This window comes from Botrimarina sp., assembly GCF_040219535.1.
Classification (GTDB): domain Bacteria; phylum Planctomycetota; class Planctomycetia; order Pirellulales; family Lacipirellulaceae; genus Botrimarina.
The window spans coordinates 285,952-312,630 of record NZ_JAVJSH010000020.1; the positions used below are offsets into that span (position 1 = coordinate 285,952).

A 26,679-nucleotide genomic window follows, 5' to 3' on the forward strand; every position below is an offset into this window, starting at 1 on the left:
TCACCGCGCCCCGATGGGGCGACCGTCATTCCTTGACCGTTTGTCAGCGGTTGGGGTGCAAGTCACCGGATGGAGCGACGCGGGGGCACAGGATGTCCGCGTGTTTCGCCCCGTCGGGCGCGGCGTTTATAGAGTCGTGAGGCGCGAGTCTTGAGGCGCGAGACGAGGAGTAGGAACCACCAACTCCTAACTAGCGCCTCGCCACTCACAACTCCCGTGCTGGCCGCCGCGTCGCGCCCCACCCCCGCGGCGCGGCGGCCGCCGGGATGCTCTGCCGGCGATCCTCACTTGGCCGCTTCGTACTCGGCGTTCCAGTCGATCGTCTCGCGGCCCGCCTTGGTGATGATCCGGCGGAGCAGGTCGGCTGAGATCGAGAACTCTTGGAATTGGGCCGAGCCGTCCATGAACGCGGTGACGAAGCCTTGCCGCGTTTCAGTGCGCAACTTCGCCAGCGGGTTTTCCAAATCAACTCGCCAGTCTTCTGGTTTCGTCCAAACGACCGCGTGCTCCGGCGCCACTTCGGCGACGAGCATCGTGTTCGACGCGCCGTCGATGATCTGGCGGAACTGCTCGCCCGGCGCGAAGCGGACGGTTTGGTCTCCGACGCGGCGTTCGTACGGCGCAGCGTCGTCGCGTTGCTGGACCAGGTCGCCCCCTTCGTAGACCGGCCGCTGATAGGTCGTGAGCCCCCTTGCCGAGAGGTCTGGCTGCAGCGGGTCGGCGTACACGGCCGGCATGTCGGCGGCTACCTTCAAGTTGTGCTCGCTGTCCCACGGCTCGTCGAAGCGGAATTCTGCGTAGGGCCCTCCCTGCTCCAGATACGGGAGGAGCGCCACCCGCCAGGAGAGCAGCGGCTCGCCATCGTCCGAAACGATCGCGGCCAGAGCGGGGAACTGGCCCGACGTGTCGTGGAAGTTGTGCATCGCCAACGCGATTTGCTTCATGTTATTCATCTTCTGAGAACGCCGGGCGCGTTGGTTGGCGTCGTTAACGGATGGCAGGATCGCCCCCATCAGTCCTTCGGTCGCCGTTCCGGCGTTGACCGTAAGCAAGACCTCGGCGCCGTCGCGTCGGGGTTCGAGTTGCTCGGTCAACAGCTTGACCAGCTTGGCTTCGTTCTCGGGTAGCTGTTTCAGGTTTTCAGTCGCCAAGTCCGCGCCGGCTTCCACGATTCGGGCGACCGTATCGGCCGTCGGCTCGCTGTTGGTCACCACGCGGAGCGTGACGCCGGGCGAGTCGCCGCTGGCGGTGAACTCCACGACGATCCTTCGCATTCCGTCGGCGACCAGGTGGCCGTCGAGCCGCTCGAAGGGCGCGTCGAGCCGGGGCCACAATTCGCGCAGCACGCGACGGGAATCGTCGCCGGGCGAGAGAACGAGCGAGGCCGCTGCGCCGGCCAGGCGGCTGTCTTTGAGCGGTTGGAGCAAGTCGTCGCGCTCGGCGGGCGTTTTGCCCGCCGCCCGGTCGAGCGCCTTGCCGGCGCCGATCCACAGTCGGTCGCCGTCGACGCGGACCTCCAGCGGCGCGGCCATCCACGGCTGCTTTTGGAGCAGCTTCTTGGCCGCTTCGAGATCGCTCCCTTCATTGAACGAGACCACGACCGGCGGCGGTGCGCCGCCGGGGAGGTCGTCGATCGACAGCGCGGCGGCGACCTCGTACGCGCCGAGGCCGCGTAGCTCGCCGATCGCGGCGGCGGCCGACTGCACGGTGTCAGCCGTGCTCGGCGGGAAGCCGGCGACCGCGATCGCCCGTTCGACCAGCTCCGGCGGCGGGAGCTCCTCGAGCGAGACCGACACAGCGGCGAACGAGTTCGCGTCGAGCAGCTCGGGCGGCGGTCCGACGGCTACCGCCGACGGCTGCGACCCGGCGGCCAAAAAACAAGCAACAAGGCCGATGTTTTTTTGATAAGCCTTCATCACGTTTTTCTCCGCGCTCTCCGCGGCCTCCGCGGTGAATGGGATTCAGTCTTGGATCGTGATCTCGTACCGCCGCGAGTAGCCCGGGAAGCCTTCCCAGTCCGGAAGGTCCAGCACCGCGGTTCGGCCGTCGAGGTGGTAGAGGAACGGCTTGCCGGTCGCCGGGTTTTGCGGCACGGGCACGCAGGCGATGTCTTCCAGCGAGCGCGGGAAGCGCCCGTCGTTCTGCGCGGCGTGCATGCGGAGGGCTTCGATGACCATCAGAGCGGCGACGTCGCGTGCGACGCGGACTTCGGCGGTGCGGGCAGCCTCAACCGCGGGTAAGAAAACACTCGCGAGCGGAATGATTTCGCGGTTCTCGCCGCCGAAGACTGGGGTCAGGCCGTCGAAGGCTCGTTCGACGATGTTCGGCCGGCGCCGCGCTTCGGGGAACGGCATCAGGACAAGTTTCTTTAGCTCATCCGCCACGCGGCGATACACGCCCGACGAGTAGAGCGACAGCACCTGTCCGACCGCCATCGCTTCGACCTCGTCGTGCGAACGCCCCCAATCAACGAGGCGTTCCTTCGCGTGCGAGTAGCCGGCCAGACCGGCGGCCATCGGCAAAAACTCTGCCGCTGAAGTCTCGGAATAGTCTTTGTCGACACTCTCCATTAGCGAGCTGTCGTCCATGTACTTCGCCCACTTCAACCAAACGGCGTTCCACTCCGCCGGCGTGCGATCGACCGACAAGGGGTCTTCGAGGAACGGGTAGATCCGCTCTGCATTGTCGATCTCGGTAATAATCGCTTCACCGGTAGGAACAGGAGGTGATGGAAGCTCCGAAAGGGCCCAGTAAAGGTTAGGAGAGCCGGGGGCGGAAATGAGATCCGTGACGCCACCGTTGGCTTCGCCGGTGGCGGCGACGCCAATCAACGTGCAAACCACGATTGGTTCTGCACCGCAATCGACGCCAAGCCGATAGCACGCCCTCAAAGCATTGATCGCATCGTCGTAGCGTCCTTCGTGGATCGCTTTTCGGGCGGTCACATTGGCCATCCGCGCGAGCGCCCGCATCGACTGAAACTCAGGCAGTAAGAATGTGTATACCTCCGGTCCCGACATCGTGTCCCACCTGATACCCCAGTCGCTGTTTCGCCGCCGCGAGCCAGGAATGACATGGTTCTCGACGAGACTGGTGGCGACGCTAATCGCGACGCGGTATCTCTCGCTGTCCCATGGTGCTTCGCTCACCGGGGTCTCCGACGAGTAGAACGCGTCAAACTCATCGTCTCTCGATGCTTCATGCCAAGCTTGCCATGCGCGAGTTTCCTCCGGGTACGCCCTCAAGTACCACTGCGGCGCGTTGCCCGGCAGCAGCTCGTGCGGCCACAGGCGCAGGCGGTGTTTGAAGGCCGGGACCGGCTCGTCGGCCGGCGTGACCTCCATGCGGATGATGTCGGGGCCGTCGCCGTCGGACTCGATCAGCCGGGCCTCGCCGAAGGCCGGCGATGCACAAAGCACAACGGTGAAGCAGAGGAGCTTGCGGATCACGCCAAGCCTCCTTGGTCGCTGGTGGGTTGAGAAGCTTCGGGGCCGGACGCCGGTGGCTGGTCTGGCGCGGGGGGCGGCGGGACGGGCATGTCGGGCGGCAGCAACTCTTCGAGCATCCCCCGGGCCGTGATGTCGCGCTTCGGTGGGGCCCAATCACTCGACGAGCCGTCTGCGGGCGATTCCTCGCCCGGAGTTCCTTCACGGAGCGACGCCTCGAACACGCGCGGCGAGGGGTCGAGGCCGGCGCGTAGCGCGCGGTCGCGGAGCGCGACGTACGAGTCCGGCGGCGGCGCCGGGCGGCTGGGCGACAACCAAGCGAGCCAAGCCGGCGGGGCGGCCGGTTGGCGCCGGAGGGGTTCTGGTGGTCTTGGTGTGGGGGGCGAAACGGGTGGTTCTGCGGGGGCTTCCCTGGCGGGAGCGCCCCCGCCAACCGGGGCGGGGGGCGCGACTGCCAGTTGTTGCGAGTCGGCGGAGGGCACGGCCGGCTCCAGCACGATCACGCCCGCGAGCGACGCGGCGGTCGCGGTCGCGATGGTCGCGTACGCTCGGAGCCACCGGCCCGATCGTTTTGGAGCCACCGAAGCGCGGCCCGCTTCGAACCACAGCGTGCGCTCATTGATCGCCGGCGGTGCGAGCCGCAGCTCGCTCTGGTAACGCCGGATCAGTTCGTCGTTCGACACGGTCGGTCCCCTTTGTTGGCTGGGGCTTGGAGCAATTGGCGGAGCCGCTCGAGCGCGGCCTCGGTGCGTCGGTGGACGGCGCTCTTCGAGGCGCCGAGGGCTTCGGCGACTTCGGCGTAGGAGAGCCCGCTGTAGAAGCGGAGCGTGACCAGCTCGCGTTCTTCGGGCGGCAGCCCGGCGAGCGCGTCGACCAACTCGGCCGCTTTGGCCGGATCGGCCTCGCCGCGGCGGGCCAGCCGTTCTCGCCAAGCCTCGTCCTCGTGCTTCTGCCGCCTGCCGCCTGCGCGGGCGGCGTTCAGCGCCCGCTGCCGGACGCGGCGGTAGAGCCATGCTTCCGGTCGGTCGGGCGCGCTGGGGAGCGACGCGAGCTCGATCAACGCCTCTTGCACGCAGTCGTCGGCCGAGTTGGTCCAATAGGCGGCCATCAACGCGAGCGCCGGGCCGTGCTCGGCAAGCAGGCGGCCGAGCGCGGCGGAGTCGACACGCTCCGGCATTCGCTTGCGGGGCGGTGGGGAGACCGGCAGCCGGCCCACGCGGGCCAGCTCTCCTACGAAAAAGACACCGGCGGGACGCGTGGCGTCCCGCCGGTGCGACGGTTTTCAAGGATAACCGGACGCGGCGCCCGGCGCCGGGCTCACTCGCCCTGGCCCATCGAGTAGCCGGGCTGGCCGTCGAACGTGCAGAGGTGCTCGGTCTTGATGAAGTCGAGGCCTTGCCGCGCGATGCGCCCCAGCAGCGCGGTCACCTGGCCGTGGGTGACCGGGCCGCCGTCGAGGGCCACGAAGCGGCACCGCCAGTGGTCGGTGCAGAAGGTCTCGGGCAGCCCTTCGGGCCAGACCTTCACGCCGCGGTTTGTGATCATCTTGAGCTTCATGCCCAGGTGCTGCGCGGCGGACTGAAGGAAGATGGCGAGCATCTCCGGCTTCCGGCCGGGCCGGTCCCAGTCGATGAACACGTCGACGCCGACCAATTCCTTCTTCGGCTTGGCCGCCGGTTGGGTCGCCGGCAGGTCGAGCGGCTTGCGGCCCGCGTAGCTGGCCGGCGCGAGCTTCTTGGGCGACTCGCCGAGCCGCTCGGCGAGGGCGTCGGCGAACGCCTGGGTGCCGACCCGCTGCCGGCTGACCGACCCGTCGTAGACGTCCGGCGTGTGGACGCCGTCCTCGATGGTCCGCAGCCACGCGTTGTGCACGCGCTCGGCAACCTCGGGCTTGCCGACGTGGGTGAGCATCTGCACGGCGGCGAGGATCAGCCCGGAGGGGTTCGCGACGTCTTGGCCGGCGATCGTCGGCGCGCTGCCGTGGATCGCCTCGAACATGGCGGCCGTCGGGCCGATGTTCGCGCTGCCCCCCAGGCCGACGCTGCCGGTGATCTGGGCGGCGATGTCGCTGAGGATGTCGCCGTACAGGTTGGGCGTAACGATCACGTCGAAGTCATTCGGCGTGTCGGCCAGCCGCGCGGCGCCGATGTCGATGATCCAGTGCTCGTTCTCGATGTCCGGGTACTGCGGCGCGATCTCGTCGAACACCTTGTGGAACAGGCCGTCGGTCGCCTTCATGATGTTGTCTTTCGTGAAGCACGACACCTTCTTCCGGCCGTACGCCTTGGCGTATTCGAACGCGTAGCGCACGATCCGCTCGCAGCCGGGGCGGCTGATGAGCTTCAGGCACTGGGTGACCTCGGCGGTCTGCCGGTGCTCGATGCCCGCGTAGGTGTCCTCCTCGTTCTCGCGGACGATGACGACGTCCATCCCGGGGAACCGCGAGGCGACGAACGGGTCGTACGCGACGCACGGCCGCACGTTCGCGTACAGGCCGAGGGTCTTCCGGAGCGTGACGTTCAGCGACTTGTAGCCGCCGCCCTGCGGGGTGGTGATCGGCCCCTTGAGGAGCACGCCCGTCTGCCGGATCGAGTCCCATGCGGACGGCTCGATGCCGGCGGAGTGGCCCCGCTCGTAGACCGCCTTGCCCATCTCGACCTGGCGCAGGTCGAGCCCCGCTTGGGCGGCTTCCAACAAGCGGAGCGTAGCCTCCATAATCTCCGGGCCGATGCCGTCGCCACGCACGACCGTGACGGCGGTCTTCGCGGCGGCCGCAGAAGGGCACGAGCCGTCGCGCCCGCTGGCGGCGTTCTCGACGGCGTAGGCGGGAGCGAGCGTTGAGATCATGGCGGAACCTCGTGGTTAAGGAAGGAGTGACCGGGCGGGCCACTAGCGAATATCGACACACGAATCGCAGTTCGTGAAAGTATTTGCCTCATTTGGCCCGCGTCAAGAGCGATGGCGGAAAAAAAAGCCGACAGCCCTGCCGCGCCAGCCCCCGCCGAGGGGGGCTCGTGGACGTTCCTCAGCAACCACTCGCACGTGCTGCTGGTGCTCGCGGCCGAGCCCGACGTCCGGCTACGCGACGTGGCCCAGCGGGTCCGGATCACCGAACGCGCTGTGCAGAAGATCGTCGCCGAGCTCGAGGCGGCTGGCGTGGTGACGCGCCACCGCGACGGACGGCGCAACCGCTACGAGGTGCACCCCGACAAACCGCTCCGCCATCCGGTCGAGTGGCACCGCACCGTGGCGGACCTGATCCGGATGGTGCATGGGGGGTGAGTAGGCAGCAGGCAGACGGCAGCAGGCAGTCGCGCTGAGTCGCGCGCTCATTTAGCACGACTGCCCTCTGCCCTCTGCCTCGTGCCTACTTTGCAACAAACGCCATCCGCAGTTGGTGCAGCACGTCGTCGAGCGCCAGGGCTTCTTCTGGCGAGAGGTTGCCGGCGGTTTTTTCTTTCAGCAACGCCAGCGTGTCGATCAGGTACTGCGCCTGATTGCGGCGGACGATCGTCTCGCCGGTGACCGGGTGGGGGATCTGCCCCATCGAGATCAACGCTTCGGTCGCGAGCGACGACATCAGCATGCCGATCGACGCGGGGGGCATCGGCGGGTCGTCGTCGAGTGAGTCGTCAGCGGCGGCGCCCGGAGCGGGTTGGTCGCTCTCACCGCCGATGGACGTCGGGGGCTCGCCACCCGATTGCTTTGCAGCGGCTTCTTTTTCGGCTTGGACTTGGGCCTTCCAGTCCTCGTCGATGATGAACTTCTTTTCTTCGCTCATGGCAAGGAGTAGGCAGAGGGCAGCAGGCAGCGGGCGGGCTTGCTACGAGATTCGCGTCGATTCGCGTGATTCGTGGGAGTCTTCGATCGGCTGCCGGCTCTGCTCGCTCCGCCGCTTGCGGTGGGCGACCGCCGCGCCGACGAAGCCGGCGAACAGCGGCTGCGCGGAAGTCGGCTTGCTCTTGAACTCCGGGTGGTACTGCACCGCGAGGAACCACGTGTGCTCGGGTAGCTCGACGATCTCGACTAGCTTGCCGTCGGGGCTTGTGCCGGCGAAGCGGAGGCCGTTGGCCTCGAACTGCTGGCGGTACTGGTTGTTGAACTCGTAGCGGTGCCGGTGCCGCTCGCTGATCTGCAACTGGCCATAGCAATCGGCCGCCAACGAGCCCTCGGCCAGCAGCGCCGGCTGCGCGCCGAGGCGCATCGTGCCCCCCTTGTTGGTGACGTCGCGTTGCTCGTCGAGCAGGCAAATCACCGGGTGATCGGTGTCCTTGTCGAACTCCGTGCTGTGCGCCCCCTCCAGGCCGGCCACGTGGCGGGCGAACTCCACGACCGCGCACTGCATGCCCAGGCAGATCCCGAAGAACGGCACGCCCCGCTCCCGGGCCCAGCGGATCGCCTGGACCTTGCCCTCGATGCCGCGCTCGCCGAAGCCGCCGGGCACGAGAAGGCCGTCGTGGCCGGCCAACAAGCGTTCCGGCCCTTCGGCCTCGACGTCCTCGCTGCGGATGCGGTCCACACGCACGGTGGCCTTGTGAGCGATCCCCGCGTGGTCGAGCGCCTCGTAGATCGACTTGTACGCGTCGCGGTGCTCGGCGTACTTGCCCACCACGGCGATCGAGACCTCGTGGTCCGGCCGCCGCAGCCGCGCGAGCAAGTCGCGCCAGTCGGACAGGTCCGGCTCGGGCGTGTCGAGGCCCAGGCGGTCGCAGATCTGCTCGTCGAGGCGGTTCTCGACCAGGCTCAGCGGCACCTCGTAGATGCTGAAGTCTTTGTCGCGTTCTTCGATCACCGCGTCGAAGGGGACGTTGCAGAACAGGGCGATCTTTTCGCGGTCGTCGCGGCTGATCGGCTGCTCGGTGCGGCAGATGAGGATGTCCGGCTGGATGCCGATCTGGCGCAGCAGGCCGACAGAGTGCTGCGTCGGCTTGGTCTTCAGCTCGCGGGCCGCCTTGAGGTACGGCACGAGCGTCAGGTGGATGAACAGGCACTGGCCGCGGCCCGCTTCAATAGCGAACTGGCGGATGGCCTCCATGAAGGGCTGGCTCTCGATGTCGCCGACCGTGCCGCCGATCTCCGTGATCACCACGTCGGCCCGGTCGCCCTCGGCGTCCTTGGCGTCGGCTAGGCGGGTGATGCAGCTCTTGATCTCGTTCGTGACGTGCGGGATGACCTGCACGGTCTTGCCGAGGAACTCGCCCCGGCGCTCCTTGTCGATGACCGACTGGTAGATCTGCCCCGTGGTGTAGTTGCTGTCGCGGGTGAGCGGGCTGTTCGTGAACCGCTCGTAGTGGCCAAGGTCCAGGTCGGTCTCCGACCCGTCGTCGAGCACGTAGACCTCGCCGTGCTGGTAGGGCGACATCGTGCCCGGGTCGACGTTCAGGTAGGGGTCCAGCTTCTGCATGCGGACCTTCAGCCCGCGTTTCTCGAGCAACATGCCGATCGACGCCGACGTGAGCCCTTTGCCGAGCGAGCTGACGACGCCGCCGGTCACAAACAGGTGCTTAGCCATACCGATTCCGTGCGGGCCTTTTCCAAGAGGAAGGCGGGCGGGGGGGGGGAGGGGACGCGATTCGTTCGCGCCTCGCACGGGATCGTAGTCTAGCGACCCGAGGGCCAGAGGTTCAGCCCCTGGAGCAGAGGGACGAGGGGCCAAGGGCCAAGGGCAAGGCAAAGGGACGGGGGACGGGGGACGGGGCAAAGGAGCCCCGAGGCGTCAGCCCGGGGAGCGCCCTGCGAGCCCGCGAGCCCACGGAGCCTCGAAGCCTCGGGCGGAAGCCCGAGGACTCGGCGCACCGTGGGCGGCCCGCCCGCCACCGGGCTCGCGTGCTCCGTCTTTTCCCCCGGCGGCCCCCGCGGCGCCACTCAGACCATCGGCGCTTCTTCGCGTTCGATCAGCGCGCTGAGGTACAGCAGCGATCGCTCGCGGCGCGGGACAGACTGCAGGGCGTCCATCGCGGCCTTGATCACGTCGCGGCGGCTCACTTGGCCGACGAGGCGACCCTCCTCGTCGAGCACCGGCAGCCGTCGGTAGCCGCTGAGCAAGAACGCCTGCGCGATCGACAGCAGCTGGGCGTCCTCGGAGATCGTCATCGCCTCGGTGTCCATGAACGGGCCGACCTGGCAGGAGGGGAGCTGGTCGTAGGCCGCGTCGAGCAGCACGTGCATGCTGCATTTCTCGGAGAACACCCCCAGGTAATTCCCCTCGGCGTCGACGACCGGCGCGCCGGAGATCCGGTGCCGCAACAGCAGGCGGATCGCCTGCATCACGTCCATCTCGGGGCGAAGGGTGACGAGCCGCTTCACCATGAAGTCACGGGCGGTGATCGTTTCCATTTGCGTAGGCTCCCGTCGAAGAGGTTTCGAGGCGGCCAGGGTCGATCCACCAAGCGACGCCGCGGCCAGCAAGAAGAGGTGGGAGCAGGCGGCAAGTTCTGCCACTCGCATCCGCTCAAAAGCCTAGCGAACCCCGCGCCGAGGCCCAAACAGAAACAGGCCGAAATCGGGCGACCTCGTGAAAGGTGTCACAAGCACCAGATTGTGAAAACTGTCACAAGCGAATTCCGCGACTCGACGCGAATTCGGCGCGCTATCGATTCGCGAGGATTCGATCGATTCGTGGGCGACTATAGCTTCGCCAGTGCGGCTTCGACCGCCGCCAGGTTCTGCTCGGCCTCGGCCAGCCGGCCCTTCTCGCCCTCGACGACCTCGGCCGGCGCGTTGGCGACGAACTTCTCGTTGCTGAGCTTACCCCGCACGCCGGCGATGTACTTGGTGAGCTGCGCCTGCTCTTTGGCGAGGCGCTTCTTCTCGGCCTCGACGTCGATGAACTGCGCGATATCGACGTGCACCTCGATCGCTGACTCGAACCCGGCGATGGGCTTGGTGGCGGCGATCTCGGGCGACGCTGCTTCTGGTCCGAGGTCGGTCGCCGTCGCGCGGGCCATCTGGGTGAAGTAGGGCTGCATCGGCTCGAGCAGGTTCGCCGTCGTCGCGTCGCACTTGACGGTGAACTGGAGGGGCTCCTTCGGCGGGATCTTCTGCGCCTGCCGCACCTCGCGCACCGCGCCGAGGACCGCTTGGAATTTGGCGAACTGGTCTTCGATCTCAACGCTCCGAGGGCTGATGCCCTCGGCTCCGGATTGGGCTCTCGGCCACTGGGCGACGCAGACCGACTCAACGGCCTCGGCCGGCTCCGGAAGGCCTCGGACCGGCGCCACCTCGTTCAGCAGCGACCAAACCTCTTCGGTCAAGAACGGCGCCATCGGGTGCAGCAGCCGCAAAAGCACGTCGAGGCCGTGGGCGAGGACCGCTTGGGCGACCTGCTTGTCGGGGCCTTCCTCCGCGAAGCGCGCCTTCGTCATCTCGACGTAGAACGAGCAGAACTCGTTCCAGGCGAAGTCGTACAGCGCGCGGGCCGCGTCGGCGAAGCGGTAGTCGTCTAGCGCTGACGAGACTTGCTCGGTGACCGTTCCTAACCGGCTGAGGAGCCAGCGGTCTTCGAGTTTGAGTTGGGAGTCGGGAGTTGCGAGTTGCGAGTTGGAGGCTGAAAAGCCTTCTAGGTTCGTCAGCGCGAAGCGGCTGGCGTTCCAGAGTTTGTTGCAGAAGTTGCGGCCGAGCTCGAAGCGCTCGCTGGTGACCGGGCCGCGGGGGAGGGCCAGGTCCTCGGGCTTCTCAGCCCATTGGGTGCGGAAGGCTTCGCCGCACTCGGGGCAGTCGATCCGCGGCAGCACGCGGTTCTTCTTCGTCTGCTTGAGGTTGGCCGAGCAGTGGGGGCAAACGAACTCGACCGGCAGCCGCACGTCCTGTGTTTCGGTCGTCAGGTAGGCGATGCCGAACCGCAGGGCGTCTGCGCCGAACTGCTCGATCACGTCGAGCGGGTCGACGCCGTTCCCTTTGGACTTCGACATCGTCTCGCCGAAGCCGTCGAGGATCTTGGGGTGGATATAGACCTGCGGGAACGGGACCTCGCCCAGCAGGTACTTCCCCATCAACACCATCCGCGCGACCCACAGCGTGATGATGTCGCGCGACGTACAGAGCACGCTGGTCGGGTAGAACGCCTTGAGCAGGTCGGTCTCTTCCGGCCAGCCCATCGTCGAAAAGGGCCAGAGGGCGGAGCTGAACCAGGTGTCGAGGACTTCTTCGTCGCGGACATAGCCGGCGGCTTCGATCGCCGAAATCAGCTCGGGCTCGTCCTCGCGAAGGCACATGTAGGAGACGCCGATGAAGGTGTCGGGGTCCCACTCGCGGCAGTTGTATGAGACTTGTTCATCGCGTTCCCAATCCATTCGGCAGAGCTCGCCCGCTTCTTCGATCGCTGCGTCACGCTCTGCTTTGCCATCGAACCGTTTTGTCCAGACCGGGATGCGGTGTCCCCACCAGAGCTGTCGACCAACCGGCCAGTCGCGCTTTTCGCCAAGCCAATCGAGATAAGTCTTGGCGTATCTCGGAGGGACAACACCAACTTCTCCCCGCTCAACACTGTCCATGGCAGACTGGGCCAGACCTCCTTCCCGGAGTGCTCTTGCCGGAGGACCCTTGTCGGCGTCGACTGGCACCGGCTCGTGAGCGTGTTTCGCCCACTGGTACGTGCCTTCAGAACTAACGAAACGGTCTCCCATCTTCACGAACCACTGATCGGCCAGGTACGGCTCGATCGGCGTCTTGCTGCGGTCGCTGTGGGCGAGGTCGATCAGGCGGTCTGCGACGTCGGCTTCGGGGTCGTGGAAGCCCCCCTCGGCTAGGTCGGCGACGACCGCCTTCCGGGCGTCCTTCATCGACAGGCCGCGATACTTCTCCGGCACGCTGTCGTTGAGCGTGCCGTCGGGGTTGAGGATGTTGATGGCGCCGATCGGGTCGTTCCGCTGCCAGACCTCATAGTCGTTCGCGTCGTGCGCGGGCGTGATCTTCACGCAGCCCGAGCCGAGCTCCGGCTTGGCCCACTCGTCGGTGATCAGCGGGATCTCGCGGTCGGTGAGCGGGAGCTTGAGCATGACTCCACGCTCGGCCATGTCGCGGAGCTTCTCGAGCTTCGGCAAGTGGGTCTTGCGGCGCTCGGCGAGCGTTTCGAGCTGCTTCTCGATCGGCGCGCGTTCTTTGGCCGGCGCGGCGGCGAGCTTCTCCGTTAGCTCTGCCTCGACCTTGTCGAGCTGCCCGGCCGGGTCGGGGTGAACGGCCACGGCCGTGTCGCCGAGCATCGTTTCGGGGCGGGTGGTGGCGATCGTGACCGTTGCGGGCTCGCCGGGCCGCGGGTCGATGACCGGGTAGTGGAAACTCCAAAAGTGGCCCTTCACCTCTTCGTGAAAAACCTCGTCGTCGCTGACGGCGGTTTGCAGGAACGTGTCCCAGTTCACCAGCCGCTTGCCGCGGTAGACCTTGCCGTCGGAGAAGAGCTTGAAGAACGTCTCGCGCACGGCTCGGGCGCAGACTTCATCGAGCGTGAACCGCTGCCGCTCCCAGTCGCAACTGCAGCCGAGCTGCTTGAGTTGGCCGGTGATCCGCTCTTCGTATTGGTCCTTCCACTTCCAGATCCGCTCGACCAGCCCTTCGCGGCCCAGGTCGTGCCGCGATTTGCCCTCCTCGGCCAGCAGCCGCCGCTCGACGACCGCCTGGGTGGCAATGCCCGCGTGGTCGGTCCCCGGCATCCAGAGGACCTCGTAGCCCTGCATCCGCTTGCGGCGGCAGAGGATGTCTTGCAGCGTGTTGTTCAGCGCGTGTCCCAAGTGCAGCGCGCCGGTGACGTTGGGCGGGGGGATGACGATCGAGTAGGGCTTTTTTTTGCCCTGTAGCACCGGCTGCGGGTCGGCGTGGAAGTAGCCTCGCTCCTCCCAAATGGGGTACCACTTCGCCTGGGCGGCCTCGTGGTCGTAGGCGGAGGGGAGCGACTTGGGGTCGGTCTTGGGCATCGATTTCACCGCGGCTGCTTTTCGGCAACCCGGGCGGAGAACGCGGAGGTTTGGACAGGATTATCGAGATCGACAGGATCGTCGATTCCAGGGAAGCCGACCAGCGGGGCCGGGTTCGCGGGCGGGCCAACGAAGGCGGACGGCCCGGCGGGTGACGCGTCAACTCTTGAGGAGCCGCAGGCCGGGAACCCGCTCGAAATCGCTGTCGCGGGTGTCGAGGACGAGGTTGTGCTGGAGGGCTTGGGCGGCGATCCAGACATCGTTGATCGGGATGTTCGCCCCTATGTCTTTGAGATACGCGTGCGTCTGCGCATAGTAGGCGGCGGTCTCTTCGTCGACCGGCAACGCTTGGACCCCGCGTACGTCGAGCAACTCGCGGAGCTCGGCTTCGTTTTGCGCGGTTCGGCTGCCTCGGCGGAAGCCAGAACGCAACTCTCCGATCGACACGACCGATAACCAGACGGTCGTCGCTTCTTGGAATCGACGAACAACGTCGCGGTCGCCTGCGAGCAGATCGCTGTAGCGGTTCGTGTCGATAAGGAGTCGCACCGGCTACTCCCAATCGCGCGGATCGACCTTGCGTTGGTCATCCAGAGCCTCGAGCACTTTTGGCTCGAGCGGCGTCTTACCGAAACTAGCTGGAAGCGTTCGCTTGATTGTTGGGTTGCTTTCCACGCCGAAGCCGGCGCGGAGAGCTCGTAGCAGGACGTCGTTAAGCGTCGCCCCCTCCCGCTCGGCGCGCTCGCGGGCGGCCCGGTCGATCTCTTCGGTGATGTTGCGGATCGTGTACTGCATGCAGGGATCGTAGTTCGTGCCTGCAGGCCGGGCAACTCCGAACGCGGACGCCCCGGCTCGCCAGCAAGCCCTACGGCCTACAGACTCCGGCCTACAGCCTTTCCTTACACAGCTTGTACTCGATCGAGTCGCAGAGCGCTTCCCAGCTGGCTTGGATGACGTTCTCGTCGACGCCGACGGTGCCCCAGGTCTCGCCGTCGGCGTCGCGGGACTCGATGACCACGCGGACGCTCGCGGCGGTGGCCGCTTCGCTGTTGATCACGCGCACCTTGTAGTCCACGAGGGCCATCTTCTCGAGGCCGGGGAAGCGGCCGTTGAGGGCCTTGCGGAGGGCGCCGTCGAGGGCGTTGATGGGGCCGTCCCCCTCGGCGACGCGGTGCTCGACCACTTCCTCGCCGCTGGGGTCGTGCACGACGAGCTTGACCGTGGCCTCGGTCACGGGGCTGCCGCCGCGGGATTCGGTCGTCACGTGGTACTTGACCAGCTCGAAGTGCGGGTCGAACGTGCCGGCGAGCCGCCGCACCAACAGCGCGAACGAGGCCTCGGCCGCCTCGTACTGGTAGCCCTCGTTCTCACGACGCACGACCTCCTCCAGCACGCGGTTCATCAGCTCCTTGTCCTCGGCCAGGCCGAGCTTGGTCGCCGTGGCGATGATGTTCGAGCGGCCCGACAGCTCGCTCACTAGGATGCGTCGGCGGTTGCCGATCGACTCGGGCGGCACGTGCTCGTAGCTCGAGGCGACCCGGTTCACCGCGTGCACGTGCATGCCCCCCTTGTGGGCGAAGGCGCTCGGGCCGACGAACGGCTGGTTGTTCCGCCGCAGCAGATTGCCGATCTCGTACACGTAGCCCGACAGCTCGGTCAGCCGCGCGATCTGGTCGGGAGTGAGGACCTCGTAGCCCTTTTTCTTCAAGGCGAGGTTCGCGGCGACGGAGATCAGGTCGGCGTTCCCGCAGCGCTCGCCGAGCCCGTTGATCGTGCCCTGCACGTGCGTCGCGCCGGCGTCGACGGCGGCCAGCGTGTTGGCGACCGCTAGCTCCGAGTCGTTGTGCGTGTGGATGCCCAGGGGGACGTCGACCACTTCGGCCGCCTGACGAGTCAGCTCGGCGATCTCCTCCGGGAGCGAGCCGCCGTTGGTGTCGCACATGACGATCCGCATGGCGCCCGCGTCAGCGGCGGCCTTGATGGTCTTAGCCGCGTACGCGGCGTTGCTCTTCCAGCCATCGAAGAAGTGCTCGCAGTCGTAGATCACCTCGCGCCCGACGCCGACGAAGTAGGCGATCGTCTCGGCGATCATGTCGAGGTTCTCTTGCTCGCTCACGCGGAGCACCTCGGCGACGTGGAAGTCGCTGGTCTTGCCGACGATCGTGATCACCGGCGCCCGGCTGTCGGCCAGGGCCTTCATGCCCGGGTCGTCCGCCGCTTTAACGCCGCGTCGGCGGGTCATGCCGAAGGCGCAGGCCTTGGAGTTTTGGAGCGGCTCCTTGGCCAGCCGGGCGAAGAACTCGGCGTCCTTGGGGTTCGACAGGGGGTAGCCCCCCTCGACGAACTCGAACCCCATTTCGTCCAGGCGGCGGGCGATGAGGAGCTTGTCCTCGAGCGAGAAGTTGACCCCCTCGCCCTGGGCGCCGTCGCGGAGCGTGGTGTCGTAGAGTTCGATCTTCATAGCGGTCAGCAGTCAGCGGTTAGCGGTCAGCAGCGAGCATGAGCTGACAGCCGATGGCTGAAAGCTGACCGCTCAAAAGCAAGACCCCGGGGCCTGAGGGGGCCACGGGGTCTGGGATTCGGTCGCGATTCGTCGCGAGGCGCCCTACGACCCGACAGCCCGGCCGGCGATCCGAATCATAATGATCCGGCCGACGATCGGGATAATCGGGGCGATTCCGGCGCTCGCGTGCATGCGGGAAGGCTAGCCTACGGGCTGCCGCCGGTCAAGAAACGCCCGCCGGGCAAGATCGGCCGTCGTGCGGCGAAGAAACGTCGAGGGCCGCGGTGGGCCGAAGGCCCGGCGACCTACTTTTGCGAGTCAACAACCGCGCCCAACCGAAGGATAGAACCCCCATGTCTGGAATCGTGCTGCTGGCGAGCGTCGTGCTCGCGGCCGGCTTGCTGGCGACCGCATGGCGTTCGGGCAGGGCGGAGCTGAAGTCGGCCGCCGCCTTTGCGGCGGTGGTGCTCGTGGCGATCGGCTTCACGTTCGCTTCCTTCCGCTACGTGGCCGAGGACCGCATCGGCCTCGTGAGCAAGAACGTCGGCCTCGAAGCCTTGCCCCCGGGACGCATCATCGCGACCGGCGGCGAGAAGGGTCCGCAGGCCGAGATTCTCGGACCCGGCTGGCACCCGTGGTACTTCCCGGGCGTGTACGACATCGACTTCCAGCCGCTGGTAGAGATCCCCGCGGGCAAGGTGGGAATCATCAACGCCCGCGACGGCGAACCACTCCCACCGAACACGACCTACGCGCTGGAATGGGCCGAGGATCAGGTCCGGCAAATGCTCGACGCCAGGTATTTCTTGACGGACGGGGGCGGCTATAGGGGGCCGCAGACTTCGGTGTTGAAGCCGGGGTCGTACCGCGTCAACACGAAGCTCTTCGAAGTGAAAATGGCCGACGTCACGACCATCGAGAAGGCCACGGTCGGCGTCGTGAAGTCGAACGTAGGCGAACGGCCGGAGCTGCCCGAGGGCGCCCAGTCCGGTCGCTTGGCGCGCTTGGTGAAGCGCGGCGAACGGGGCATCTGGAAGTCGCCCTTGCGGCCGGGGCAGTACTACCTGAACACCGACGCGCAGGAGGTGACGATCATCTCGACGCGCAAGCAGGTGGTCCGCTACACCGACGCCACGGTCGCCCAGAGCGGCGAGCACGAAGAGAGCGAGATCATCGTGCGAACCTCCGACGGCTTCACGTTCCCGGTCGACGTGCGGGTGGAGTACGAGATCGAGCCGGACAACGCGCCGCTGCTCGTGGCCACTTTGGGTGACGACCAGGTCGGGCTCCGGAGTGTGATGAACAGCGCGGTGCGGGCCATCTTCCGCAACAACGCCGAGGGCGTGAAGGCGCTGGACTACGTGCAGCAGCGATCCGAGCAGGAGCGCCAGTCGCTGACGATGCTGCAGGAGGAGATGCAGAAGGTCGGCGTGACCGTGACCGCCGTGCGTATCGGCGACGTGGGCGACGAGCAGACCCTCGGCGAGTTGCTGAAGACCCAGACCGACCGCGAGATCGCCCTGCAAGAACAGGAGACCTACCGGGAACAGCAACGCGCGGCGGAACAAAAGAAGGAGCTCACTCGCACCGAACAAGAGGCCGAGGAAGAGAAGCGGTTGGCCACGGCCAAGTACGCGGTGCAGGTCGCCGAGCAAGCGAAGATGCAACGCGTCATCGAGGCCGAGGCCGACGCGGAGTCGGTCCGGATCAAGGCCGATTCGCAGGCCGCCGCTTACCAGCTGATCGCCGAGCAAATCGGCGCGGGCAACGCGGCCCTGATCGAGGTGCTCAAGATCGTCGGCGAGAACGGCATCGAGATCACGCCCCGCGTGATGGTCAGCGGCCCTGCCGAGAGCACGGCCGACAACCAGACCACGGCATTGATCGGCACGATGCTCGACACCATGGTCCGCGAAGGCCCCCGACCCCAGCCGTCGCCGACGCCCGCGCGGTCGGTGGCGAACGAGTAACAGCGACCGAGTGCGACCGGCGAGCAACCCCCGTTGCTTGATCGCCCTCGCCGAAGACACTGCGGCAGCGGCGTCGAGCGAGGTCTAGAAAAAAGGCCCCGAGGTGGCCGTGGCCGCCCCGGGGCTGGTGTAATCCGCGGTCTGTCGTGGTTCGGGTGTCGCCGCTCAGCCGGCGGTGTAGGTGATGATCACGCCGCCGTGCTTGCGGAACGCGAGCCGCGCGACGTAGCCGCAGTCCCAGACCAGGTCGACGTACCCACGGCCGAGGGGCCCGGTCGACTCGTTGCAGACCCGAGGCTCGCCGACACAACACACGGGCACGCAGAGCGGGACCTCGTAAAGTTGCCCGCAGCACTCGGCCGGGTTCGCCACGCAGACCGCCCGATCGACCGGCGGGCCCTCGCAGCGGATCAACCGCTTCGCGGCGAGCGTGGTGCGCGACCGCACGACTTCGATAGGGCAGCAGATCGGACCGGGCGCGGCCATCGGCGCCGGCTGCGCCGCGGGGATCGGCTCGATCACCTGCGGTTCGACCGTCTCGGGGGGCGTCGGCTCGGCCGGCGCCACCAAGGGCGCCTGGGCCGGGTCGGCCGGTGTGGGCGTTTGGGCGAGGGCTGCCGCCGACAGCAGCGCGGCGGTGAGGGTCGTAGCGATCGGCAGGGCGAGGTGCTTCATGCGGGCGTCTCCGAGAGCTGGGGGGGGGGAGGCTTGGGGCTTGTCCTCCTCCAGCATAGCAGACTGACGGACGCGAGCGGAGAAGCGTAGCCGCCCTAGCCTTTCATAAAGCCACAGTCACTCGCGGGGACGACGCAGCGGGACGTGAGACGGGAACCCCGGCGTCAGGGCCGATTGCTCAATCTCGCCGCCAGGGGCGAAGAATCGCATGTCTCCTTGGCCGTCACAGGTCCAAACCTCGATGGCCCCCTGCTCGAAGTAGAGCGCTCGCTTCTCGTCGATCTCGTTCTGTGAGTTTGAAGCGGAGAGCACCTCAACACAGATTTCCGGAGCGCGTGTCATCGGATCGGCGTCTTCCTGATCCTCCAAAACGGCGTCGCTGACCCATACGACATCAGCGACTTTTGTGCCGAGTCGGGTCGCGATCGGACACTCGACGAACGCCTCTCCGCTGGGCATCGCATCGTTGAGGAGTCGCTCGATGCGGCTTTGGCGTCGAGAGTGACCGCGGGAAGCAGGGCTCATGACGATCTGCCCATACTCGTTAGTCTCGATCTTGTACGGCAGATCGCTCAGCGAGGGGTCGGCGAGGATTTCAGACCATTCCATGAAGGTGGCCGCGGATGAGGGATTGGAAGTGCTCACCGGAACGGATGACGGCCGATTATAGCAGCGACTGGCCGGCGGCTCACGCCGCTTCTTCCTCTTCATCGGGCTCCGTTTCCCCTCCTTCTACATCTTCTTCGCCCTCCTCGTCCTCCCACTCGCCGTCCTCGTCGTCGGCCTCCTCCTGGTCGACTTCGTCTTCGACGGCTTCGTCCTCTTCTTCGTACTCCCACTCGCCTTCTTCGGAGCCGTCGCCCTCCGCTTCGGCTTCGTCCTCCTCGCTGTCGGCGTCCTCTTCCTCTTCGTACTCGTACTCCTCGTAGTCGGCTTCGTCGACTTCTGCCTCGTCGTCTTCACTCCCTTGGGGGTCGTCCTCCTCTTCCCATTCCTCCTCGGCGTCGTCGGCTTCATCCTCCCACGGGGCCGGGTCGTCGGCCGGGGCGGCGGCGGTGGGGGGGGCTTTGAGCGTGGGGGCGGCGGGCGCCTCGCTCGGCTCGTCGCTGGTCATGGCCTCCCACTCGGCGATCGAGATCAGCACCTCCCGGGCCTGAGAGCCGTTGTACTCGCCGACCACGCCGTCCTCGGCCATGAAGTCGATGAGCCGCGCGGCGCGGCCGTAGCCGATGCCCAGGCACCGCTGCAGCAGCGACACGCTGCCGCGCCCTTCGCGGACGACCACGTCGACGGCCGCCTCGTACAGGTCGTCGCGGTTCTTCAGCGCCGGCGGCGTGCCGGCTTCGATCGCTTCTTGCTCTTCCTTGGTTTTGAGCTGCATCAGTTCGCTGGCGAAGTGCTGCTCGGCCGCATCGACGCCGACGAAGTCGACGACGCGCGTGATCTCGTCGTCGGACAGGTAGGTGCCCTGGCCCCGCAGCAGCATGCTCGTGCCCGGCGAGAGGAAGAGCATGTCGCCGTTGCCCAAGAGCTTGTCCGCGCCCATCTCGTCGAGCACAACGCGGCTGTCGGTGCGGCTGGCGACCTGGAACGCGATCCGTGCGGGCAGGTTGCTCTTGATGAGGCCCGTGATCACGTCGACCGTCGGCTTCTGGGTCGCGAGGATCAGGTGGATGCCGACCGCGCGGCTCTTCTGCGCGAGGCGGATGATGTGCTGCTCGACGTCCTTTCCGGCGGTCATCATCAGGTCGGCCATCTCGTCGGCCACGATGACGATGAACGGCAGCTGCTTCGGCACGAGCGACCATTCGGCGTCGTCCATCGGCTGGCCGTCGGCCGACTCCAGCCGGTCCCGCAGTTCCCCCTCGGTCAGCGTGTTGTAGGTCGACACGTGCCGCACGCCCGCGCGGGCGAGCAGCGTGTAGCGCTCCTCCATCTTGTCGACGGCCCAGGCGAGGATCGCCTCGGCCTTCTTCATATCGGTCACCACGGGGTGCATCAGGTGCGGCAGCTTTCGGTAACCGGAGAGCTCCACCATCTTCGGGTCGATCATCAGCATGCGGACCTCGTCGGGGCCGCGCGTCATGAGGATCGAAGTGATGATCGAGTTCAAGCAGACCGACTTACCCGTGCCCGTGCGGCCCGCGATCAGCAGGTGGGGCAGGGCCGCCATGTCGACGACCATCGGGCTGCCGGCCACGTCCTTACCCAGGAAGATGGGGATCTTCATCCGGCGGGCTTGGCCGTCGGTCTCCTCGATAACCTCCCGCAGCCGCACCACCTGCCGCGTGTCGTTGGGCGCCTCGATGCCGACGGTGTTTTTGCCGGGGATCGGCGCGACGATCCGCACGCTCGGCGCCCTGAGGGCGATCGCCAGGTCGTCCGCCAATCCGGTGATTTTCGAGAGCCGGAGCCCCGGCTCGAGCTCGACCTCGTACTGCGAGATCACGGGGCCGGTCTCGACCTCGACGACCTTCACGTTGAGGTTGAAGTTGCGGAAAGTCTCCTCGAGCTTGCGCGCCTTGCGACGGACCTCCTTCTCGTGCTGGTCGTAGGAGAACTCCTCCGGCGGGAGCAGCAGGTCGATCGGCGGCAGCTCGTAGTCGCTGTCGTACTCGGCGCGGTGGTCGGCCTCTTCGAGCGACTCGATGATCTGCTCGCGCTCGCTCTTGGCCTTGGGCGTCTTGACGGGCGCCCCCTCGGCCGGCGCTTCGGCGACCTCGGGGCCTTCCGGAGCGTCGGCTGGAGCCTCTTCGGCCGCCGGCGTAGGCGTGTCCGGCGTCTTCACCTTCAGGGCCGTCGCGAGCCGCTTGCCGAGCCCGCCGACCTTCGACGCGACGCCCGCCTTGGCCGGCGCGGTGTCTTCGGCGGGCCCGTCCTCGTCCTCGTCCTCGGCCTCGTCCCACTCCGATTCGTCTTCGTCTTCGTTGTCCTCTTCCTGTTCGTTCTCGTCGTACTCCGACTCTTCGTCGTCTTCCCAGTCTTCTTGCTCCTGGTCGGAGTCGTCGGCGCCGTCTGCCTCGACGCTGACCTCGTCGAGGTCCGTTCGCCGGGCCGGGCGCCTCGCGGCGATGCGGGAGGTGGCGGCTTGGCCGATCCGGCCGGCCGCGGCCAACGACGCGCCGCTCGCGGCGGCGGTCACTGCCGCGGCGCGGAACACAAGGTAGTCGGTCGCTAGCAAGAGCCCCGCGAGCAGCATCGCCCCGAGCAGCAGGGCCGAGCCGGCCGTGGCGAACCGCGCAGCGAGCCACGCCTCGGCCATCGCGCCCAGCCGCCCGCCGGCGCCGACCATCGGGCCGGGCGACCAGCCGGGCATCAGAGTCGACGCGAATCCGCAAATGGCTACCAGCGACAGGGCCCAGCCGACGGTACGCACAACCGGTTGGTCGATCTTCCGTTGGCGGAGCAGCAGCGTCACCACGACGCCGAGCGACGCCACCGCGTAGTAGGCGCCCACGCCGAGCATCTCGACGAGCGAGTGGGCCACCTGCGCCCCGGCCCGCCCGCACGCGTTGCGGACCTCGCCCGGCGCCTGCCCCCACACGGCTTGGGCGGGGGGGTCGGCCGGGTCGTAGGTGACCAGCGACACAGTCGCCAGCAACGCGCCGACCGCCAATGCGATCGCCACGACGTCGAACTTCGGGCTACGGTCCTCGAACACGTCAGGCCGGAGGCTAGAGGCGGGAGGCCGGAAGAAAAACGCGCGCAGGGCGTCCGCATCGCTCGGGATCGGCGCGCCGCCGGCTGCAACACGAGGCGCAGCGCGGGCGCCGCTAGCACACGTTCTTGCGGATGGCTTTGCGAGACCCGCTCAACCGAGAGAACCGTGCTAACCGCCCGCTCTACCGGAATACCCTCACCGGCTGCACCTGCCCGCCGCTCCGCGGCTTCACCAGCGCGACGAGCTCGCCCGCCGAGTCGAACGCGGCGATCTCGCGCCCGGTAGGGAGATCGGGTCTAGCGAGGAATCGCCCACAGCCGAGTTCTTCCGCCTCTCGCACGGTGACTTCAATCCGCGGCAGGTCGGCGACCGCCAGGCGTGCCGGCAGCAAGCGATTGGGAAGCGTCACCGCGTCGAGATCGTCCAGTCGCAGGGCCTCGTCGACGCAGAACGGCCCGATTCGCGTACGAACCAACGCCGACATCACCGCCGCTGTGCCGAGCGAATGCGCCACGTCGCGACCGATCGCGCGCACGTACGTGCCCGAGCCGCAGCGGATATCGAGGACGAGCTCTGGGTAAACGTAGGAAACTATCGCCAGTTCGTAGATCGTCACGCGGCGGGGTTTCATCTCGGGCGCTTCGCCGCGGCGGGCCAGGTCGTAGGCTTTCTGGCCGTCGATCTTGATCGCCGAGTAAGCGGGGGGGATTTGGTCGATCGGGCCGGTGAAGGCCGACAACGCGGATTCGATCTCGTCGCGTGTGGGAATCGGCGGATCGGACAGCTCCTCGACGGGGAGTTCGATGTCGTCGCTCGGGCTGCGGCGGCCGAGCAGGAACGTGCCGCGGTACCGCTTCGGCTGCCGCTGGACGTGCTCGATCAGCCGGGTGGCCTGACCGACGCAGAGGACCAACACGCCGGTTGCGATCGGGTCGAGCGTGCCCGCATGGCCGACCTTGGCGGCCTTCACGCCGGCGGCTTTCGCGTGCTGCTTGAGCAACCACTGGACGCGGTTAACCACGTCGCGCGACGTGACCCCGGCGGGCTTGTCGACGTTGAGCAGGCCGAGCGGAGCGGTCGGCGGTCGGCGGTGGGCTTCCGGCATGCGGGCGACGCGCTCCCCGCGCCGAGGCTCATTCTTCAACCGAGAACCGTCGCAAGGACGAAGCCATCGTGCCCCTTGGCGCCGACCGTTTGCAGCACCGTGGCGGCGACGCGGTCGTCGGCGGACAACAGCTCGACCATCCGTCGGCACGCCATCACAGCCGGGTCGCGCGACTCCGAATCGGCTAGCTTGCCCTTGCGGACCACGTTGTCGATGACGATCGTGCTGCCCGGCCGGGTGAGCTTCAGCGCCCATTGGTAGTAGTCAGGGATCGACGGCTTGTCGGCGTCGATGAAGACCAGATCGAAGGGCCCGGCCTCTTCTTGCTCGAGCAGAGGCAGCGATTCGATCGCGGGGCCTTCCCTTAATTCGACCCGGTCGCCGAGGCCCGCTGCGGCGATGTTCTGCCGCGCGACCTCGGCGTGCTTCGGGTCGGCCTCGAGCGTCACAAGGCGGCCGCCCTCGGGCAACGCGCGGCCCATCCAGATCGTGCTGTAGCCCCCCAGCGTGCCGATCTCGAGGATCGACTCGGCGGCGACGCTCCGCGCGAGCACGTGCAGCATCTTGCCCTGCATCGGCGTGACCGCGATCGGCGGGAGGCCGGCCGCCTCGCTCCGCTCCACAGCCGCCCGCAAGGCCTCGTCGTGCGGGGCGAGCCGGGGGGCGAGGTACGCGTCGACGGCGGCGCTGATGTCGGTGCTCATACGGATCGGGCGGATCAAAGGCGAGGAGGCGCCCCTGCGGGCGGCGCTAGTCGGCAGCGGGCGGACCGGTCGCCCTCGGGGGGCGAGTGTACGCCGGGCCCGCTTTGCAGGATAACGGGGGGCCGAGCCGCCGTCACCGATGGGCGTCGCGGCCTCCGCCCACGTCAGCTGCATAGGTCACCGCTTGTCCGAGAACGCCCCACCCGCTGGATCGCTCGCCGAAGCGGTCGCCGCTTTCGGGCTCGACGTCCCCGAGCCGTCGGTCGAGTTGCTCGACGCGTACCGCGAGCAGCTGTGGAGCTGGAACGAGAAACTCAACCTCACGCGGCACACGACCTTCGAGAAGTTCGTCGCCCGCGACCTGTTCGACACGCTGCAGCTGAGCGAACTCTTGCCGCCCGGCGAGCGGGTGCTCGACGTGGGCTCCGGCGGGGGCGTGCCGGGCCTGCCGCTTGCGATACTGCGGCCCGACCTGGACGTGAGCCTCTGCGAATCGGTCGCGAAGAAGGCGAACGTGCTCGCCGCGGTCGTCGAGCACTTGGAGCTGCCCGTGACGGTTCATGCCGGGCGCGTCGAGGCGGTCGTGGACCCGCGTTCGGAGATCGCGCCTTTCGACACGCTGGTGGCCCGGGCCGTGGCGCCGCTTTGGAAGTTCATGCGGTGGCTCCGGCCGCACCCCCAAGGCTGGGGGCGGTTGTTGCTCGTGAAGGGGCCGGCCTGGGTTGAGGAGCGTGGCGAGGCCCGGCACCGCGGGTTGATGAAGGGGTACCAGCTCCGCCGTGTGGCCGAGTACCAGACCCCCTCGACCGACGCGGTGACGACGGTCTTGCAAGTCAACCGCGCCGAACCGAAGCCGGGCGGCCCGCGGTAGGTCGGATCAATGAGTCTCGGCCGGCGCACAGGTGGCGGCCGGCCCGTCGTTGCTAGGCAAGCCGGCGCGGAAGCGATAGGTTGACGGTTCGCACAAACCGCCTCCGGCCACGGCGTATCCCATCGCCGGCCGCGCCGCCCGCCCGCTCTTCGCCGAGGGAGTCCTAGCCATGCCCGACGATCCCAAGAAGCCCGACACGCCAGAGACGCCCCCCTCCGCCGCATCCGGCGAGACGCAGCAGCGTCAGCGTGTCGAGATCGACGACAAAGAGGCGATCTGCCAGTACGCAAATTTCTGCCGCGTCACCGGCACGCCAGAGGAACTGATCCTCGACTTCGGCCTCAACTCTCAGCCGTACGGCGTGCCGACCGAACCCGTGCAGGTAAAGCAGCGGATCGTCACCAACTACTACACCGCCAAGCGGATGTTGCAGGCGCTGCACCTGAGCGTGCAGCGGCACGAGCAGGCTTTCGGCGTGCTCGAGACCGACGTGCAGAAGCGCGTCATCTCCAAGCAGCAGGGCTGATCCCCGAGCAGCGAGAGCGACCGCGGACAGAGGTCGCTCCGGTTGTAGCGATCAGTCCGGCTGGCAAGCGGGCCGTGCCGAACGGCCAGCGTGTCCTACGTTTTAGCGGCCCCGAGCGCCTTCGCGCCGGGGCCGCTTTGGCGTTAAGGGGCTTGCAGCTGTGCGTTCGATCTACCTGGACTACAACGCGACAACGCCGCTCGCGCCGGCCGCCCAGGAGGCGATGTTGCCTTACTTGGCGGATCGGTTCGCCGACCCCTCGAGCCAACACGCGCCGGGCCGAGCCGTGGGCGAAGCGATCGAGGACGCGCGGGTGCGGATCGCCGACACGCTGGGCGCCGAAGCGGACGAGATTGTCTTCACGTCGGGGGCGACCGAGAGCTGCAACTTCGCGTTGCGTGGCCTCATCGAGCCGGCGATCCGAGCCGGCGAGCCGGTCCACTTGATCGTGTCGGCGGTCGACCACGCCGCCGTACAAGGGCCCGCTCGGTTCCTGGCTCGGCTGGGGGCCGAGCTGACGGTTGTTCCCGCCGACAGCCGCGGCCTAGTCGACCCGCAAGCCGTGCACGACGCGATGTGCGCGTCGACGCGGCTCGTGAGCATCGTGCATGCCAACGACGAGGTCGGCGCCGTGCAGCCGATCGCCGAGATCGCCGCCGTTTGCCGAGGCGAGGGTGTGCTGTTGCACACCGACGCCGCGCAAACGCTCGGGAAGCGCCGCCTCGATGTCGAGGAACTCGGCGTCGACTTGATGAGCCTCTCGTCGCACAAGGCCTACGGGCCCAAGGGCGTCGGCGCGTTGTACGTGCGGCGGGGCGTGGGCGTGGAGCCTCAGATCTGGGGCGACCGGCAAGAGCTCGGCCAGCGCGCGGGCACGCCGAACGTGGCGGGCGTGGTCGGCTTCGCCGCGGCCGCGGCGCTCGCCGACGAGTCGCGCGAGGCGTCGGAGGAGCGGATGCGGCAGCTGCGAAAGAAGCTCGCCGACCGCCTGCTGGCCGACGCGCCCGACGCGGTAGTCTACGGGCCGGGCGACGACCAGCGGTTGGGCGGCACGCTCTGCGTGGCGTTGCCCGGCGTGGGGGCGAGCGACTTGCTCACCGCCGCTCCCGACGTTTGCGCTTCGCCGTGCGCGGGCGGCTACGGCGACGCCGGCGCGATCAGCCCGACCCTCAAGGCGATCGGCGCCGGCCCGCCCGAAGCGTGCGGCGCAATCCGCTTATCGGTCGGCTGGTACACGGACGAGGCCGACGTCGACGCGGCGGCCGACGGGCTGCTCGAGGGCTGGGAGCGGCTTCGCGGCTGACGCCGTT

Annotated in this window: 22 protein-coding genes; 5 read left to right on the top strand and 17 right to left on the bottom strand. The window is 67.6% G+C overall.

The window, feature by feature from the left end; all coding sequences use genetic code 11:
- Positions 1-284: 284 nt before the first annotated feature.
- The 5 genes from RIC11_RS11440 to RIC11_RS11460 form a co-directional block, all read right to left on the bottom strand.
- Entirely contained in the window at positions 285-1,916 is a 1,632-nt protein-coding gene (locus RIC11_RS11440) for a DUF1559 family PulG-like putative transporter (protein WP_350211329.1), read from the bottom strand.
- Positions 1,917-1,961: 45 nt separating this feature from the next.
- On the bottom strand, positions 1,962-3,449 hold the full coding sequence (locus RIC11_RS11445; protein WP_350211331.1) for a hypothetical protein: 1,488 nt from the start codon (positions 3,447-3,449) through the stop codon (positions 1,962-1,964).
- Positions 3,446-4,129 (bottom strand): hypothetical protein, encoded by a 684-nt coding sequence (locus RIC11_RS11450; protein WP_350211333.1) that lies wholly within the window; start codon positions 4,127-4,129, stop codon positions 3,446-3,448. Before RIC11_RS11450 ends, RIC11_RS11445 begins: the two co-directional genes overlap by 4 nt.
- A complete protein-coding gene (locus RIC11_RS11455; protein WP_350211335.1) occupies positions 4,111-4,623 on the bottom strand; it encodes an RNA polymerase sigma factor in 513 nt (170 codons plus the stop codon). The genes RIC11_RS11450 and RIC11_RS11455 overlap by 19 nt, the downstream gene beginning before the upstream one ends.
- Positions 4,624-4,763: 140 nt before the next feature.
- On the bottom strand, positions 4,764-6,293 hold the full coding sequence (locus tag RIC11_RS11460; protein ID WP_350211337.1) for an NADP-dependent isocitrate dehydrogenase: 1,530 nt from the start codon (positions 6,291-6,293) through the stop codon (positions 4,764-4,766).
- 111 nt (positions 6,294-6,404) lie between these two features.
- Between RIC11_RS11460 and RIC11_RS11465 the strand changes: the two genes are divergently transcribed.
- Positions 6,405-6,728 (top strand): helix-turn-helix transcriptional regulator, encoded by a 324-nt coding sequence (locus RIC11_RS11465; protein ID WP_350211339.1) that lies wholly within the window; start codon positions 6,405-6,407, stop codon positions 6,726-6,728.
- 85 nt (positions 6,729-6,813) lie between these two features.
- Here the strand turns inward: RIC11_RS11465 and RIC11_RS11470 are convergent, their stop codons facing one another.
- The 7 genes from RIC11_RS11470 to cimA form a co-directional block, all read right to left on the bottom strand.
- Positions 6,814-7,227, bottom strand: a complete 414-nt coding sequence (locus RIC11_RS11470) for a DUF1844 domain-containing protein (protein WP_350211341.1) — start codon at positions 7,225-7,227, stop codon at positions 6,814-6,816.
- A 42-nt stretch (positions 7,228-7,269) separates the two neighbouring features.
- Positions 7,270-8,958 carry a CTP synthase gene (pyrG, locus tag RIC11_RS11475; protein WP_350211343.1) on the bottom strand — a complete coding sequence of 563 codons (1,689 nt, stop codon included), beginning with the start codon at positions 8,956-8,958 and terminating at the stop codon, positions 7,270-7,272.
- Between the two features lie 353 nt (positions 8,959-9,311).
- A complete protein-coding gene (locus RIC11_RS11480; protein WP_350211345.1) occupies positions 9,312-9,782 on the bottom strand; it encodes a CBS domain-containing protein in 471 nt (156 codons plus the stop codon).
- A gap of 290 nt (positions 9,783-10,072) precedes the next feature.
- Positions 10,073-13,354 (bottom strand): valine--tRNA ligase, encoded by a 3,282-nt coding sequence (locus RIC11_RS11485; RefSeq protein ID WP_350211347.1) that lies wholly within the window; start codon positions 13,352-13,354, stop codon positions 10,073-10,075.
- A gap of 159 nt (positions 13,355-13,513) precedes the next feature.
- The gene (locus RIC11_RS11490) at positions 13,514-13,903 is read right to left on the bottom strand and encodes a type II toxin-antitoxin system VapC family toxin (RefSeq protein WP_350211349.1); all 390 of its coding nucleotides are present in this window, start codon (positions 13,901-13,903) and stop codon (positions 13,514-13,516) included.
- Between the two features lie 3 nt (positions 13,904-13,906).
- Entirely contained in the window at positions 13,907-14,149 is a 243-nt protein-coding gene (locus tag RIC11_RS11495) for a hypothetical protein (protein ID WP_350211351.1), read from the bottom strand.
- 91 nt (positions 14,150-14,240) lie between these two features.
- On the bottom strand, positions 14,241-15,815 hold the full coding sequence (gene cimA / locus RIC11_RS11500; RefSeq protein ID WP_350211353.1) for a citramalate synthase: 1,575 nt from the start codon (positions 15,813-15,815) through the stop codon (positions 14,241-14,243).
- Positions 15,816-16,210: 395 nt separating this feature from the next.
- Here cimA and RIC11_RS11505 point away from each other — a divergent pair, with 395 nt between their 5' ends.
- The gene (locus RIC11_RS11505; protein WP_350211355.1) at positions 16,211-17,827 is read left to right on the top strand and encodes an SPFH domain-containing protein; all 1,617 of its coding nucleotides are present in this window, start codon (positions 16,211-16,213) and stop codon (positions 17,825-17,827) included.
- A gap of 165 nt (positions 17,828-17,992) precedes the next feature.
- Here the strand turns inward: RIC11_RS11505 and RIC11_RS11510 are convergent, their stop codons facing one another.
- The 5 genes from RIC11_RS11510 to RIC11_RS11530 form a co-directional block, all read right to left on the bottom strand.
- Positions 17,993-18,502 (bottom strand): hypothetical protein, encoded by a 510-nt coding sequence (locus tag RIC11_RS11510; protein WP_350211357.1) that lies wholly within the window; start codon positions 18,500-18,502, stop codon positions 17,993-17,995.
- A gap of 117 nt (positions 18,503-18,619) precedes the next feature.
- Positions 18,620-19,213, bottom strand: a complete 594-nt coding sequence (locus tag RIC11_RS11515) for a Uma2 family endonuclease (RefSeq protein WP_350211359.1) — start codon at positions 19,211-19,213, stop codon at positions 18,620-18,622.
- Positions 19,191-22,163, bottom strand: coding sequence for a DNA translocase FtsK (locus RIC11_RS11520; protein WP_350211361.1), 2,973 nt, complete (start codon positions 22,161-22,163; stop codon positions 19,191-19,193). The genes RIC11_RS11515 and RIC11_RS11520 overlap by 23 nt, the downstream gene beginning before the upstream one ends.
- A gap of 181 nt (positions 22,164-22,344) precedes the next feature.
- Entirely contained in the window at positions 22,345-23,268 is a 924-nt protein-coding gene (gene truB, locus RIC11_RS11525; protein ID WP_350211363.1) for a tRNA pseudouridine(55) synthase TruB, read from the bottom strand.
- Positions 23,269-23,303: 35 nt separating this feature from the next.
- The gene (locus RIC11_RS11530) at positions 23,304-23,972 is read right to left on the bottom strand and encodes an O-methyltransferase (RefSeq protein WP_350211365.1); all 669 of its coding nucleotides are present in this window, start codon (positions 23,970-23,972) and stop codon (positions 23,304-23,306) included.
- Positions 23,973-24,156: 184 nt separating this feature from the next.
- Here RIC11_RS11530 and rsmG point away from each other — a divergent pair, with 184 nt between their 5' ends.
- The 3 genes from rsmG (at position 24,157) to RIC11_RS11545 (ending at position 26,672) form a co-directional block, all read left to right on the top strand.
- The gene (gene rsmG, locus RIC11_RS11535; protein WP_350211367.1) at positions 24,157-24,843 is read left to right on the top strand and encodes a 16S rRNA (guanine(527)-N(7))-methyltransferase RsmG; all 687 of its coding nucleotides are present in this window, start codon (positions 24,157-24,159) and stop codon (positions 24,841-24,843) included.
- 169 nt (positions 24,844-25,012) lie between these two features.
- The gene (locus RIC11_RS11540) at positions 25,013-25,369 is read left to right on the top strand and encodes a DUF3467 domain-containing protein (protein ID WP_350211369.1); all 357 of its coding nucleotides are present in this window, start codon (positions 25,013-25,015) and stop codon (positions 25,367-25,369) included.
- Between the two features lie 160 nt (positions 25,370-25,529).
- Entirely contained in the window at positions 25,530-26,672 is a 1,143-nt protein-coding gene (locus tag RIC11_RS11545; protein ID WP_350211371.1) for a cysteine desulfurase family protein, read from the top strand.
- Positions 26,673-26,679 lie beyond the last annotated feature (7 nt).

Bases quoted from the DNA above. Each gene is read 5' to 3' on its own strand.
- RIC11_RS11440 (WP_350211329.1), bottom strand. From the start codon at position 1,916: ATGAAGGCTTATCAAAAAAACATCGGCCTTGTTGCTTGTTTTTTGGCC.
- RIC11_RS11455 (WP_350211335.1), bottom strand. From the start codon at position 4,623: ATGCCGGAGCGTGTCGACTCCGCCGCGCTCGGCCGCCTGCTTGCCGAG.
- RIC11_RS11460 (WP_350211337.1), bottom strand. From the start codon at position 6,293: ATGATCTCAACGCTCGCTCCCGCCTACGCCGTCGAGAACGCCGCCAGC.
- RIC11_RS11465 (WP_350211339.1), top strand. From the start codon at position 6,405: ATGGCGGAAAAAAAAGCCGACAGCCCTGCCGCGCCAGCCCCCGCCGAG.
- RIC11_RS11470 (WP_350211341.1), bottom strand. From the start codon at position 7,227: ATGAGCGAAGAAAAGAAGTTCATCATCGACGAGGACTGGAAGGCCCAA.
- pyrG (WP_350211343.1), bottom strand. From the start codon at position 8,958: ATGGCTAAGCACCTGTTTGTGACCGGCGGCGTCGTCAGCTCGCTCGGC.
- RIC11_RS11480 (WP_350211345.1), bottom strand. From the start codon at position 9,782: ATGGAAACGATCACCGCCCGTGACTTCATGGTGAAGCGGCTCGTCACC.
- RIC11_RS11485 (WP_350211347.1), bottom strand. From the start codon at position 13,354: ATGCCCAAGACCGACCCCAAGTCGCTCCCCTCCGCCTACGACCACGAG.
- RIC11_RS11495 (WP_350211351.1), bottom strand. From the start codon at position 14,149: ATGCAGTACACGATCCGCAACATCACCGAAGAGATCGACCGGGCCGCC.
- cimA (WP_350211353.1), bottom strand. From the start codon at position 15,815: ATGAAGATCGAACTCTACGACACCACGCTCCGCGACGGCGCCCAGGGC.
- RIC11_RS11505 (WP_350211355.1), top strand. From the start codon at position 16,211: ATGTCTGGAATCGTGCTGCTGGCGAGCGTCGTGCTCGCGGCCGGCTTG.
- RIC11_RS11510 (WP_350211357.1), bottom strand. From the start codon at position 18,502: ATGAAGCACCTCGCCCTGCCGATCGCTACGACCCTCACCGCCGCGCTG.
- RIC11_RS11515 (WP_350211359.1), bottom strand. From the start codon at position 19,213: ATGAAGAGGAAGAAGCGGCGTGAGCCGCCGGCCAGTCGCTGCTATAAT.
- truB (WP_350211363.1), bottom strand. From the start codon at position 23,268: ATGCCGGAAGCCCACCGCCGACCGCCGACCGCTCCGCTCGGCCTGCTC.
- RIC11_RS11530 (WP_350211365.1), bottom strand. From the start codon at position 23,972: ATGAGCACCGACATCAGCGCCGCCGTCGACGCGTACCTCGCCCCCCGG.
- RIC11_RS11540 (WP_350211369.1), top strand. From the start codon at position 25,013: ATGCCCGACGATCCCAAGAAGCCCGACACGCCAGAGACGCCCCCCTCC.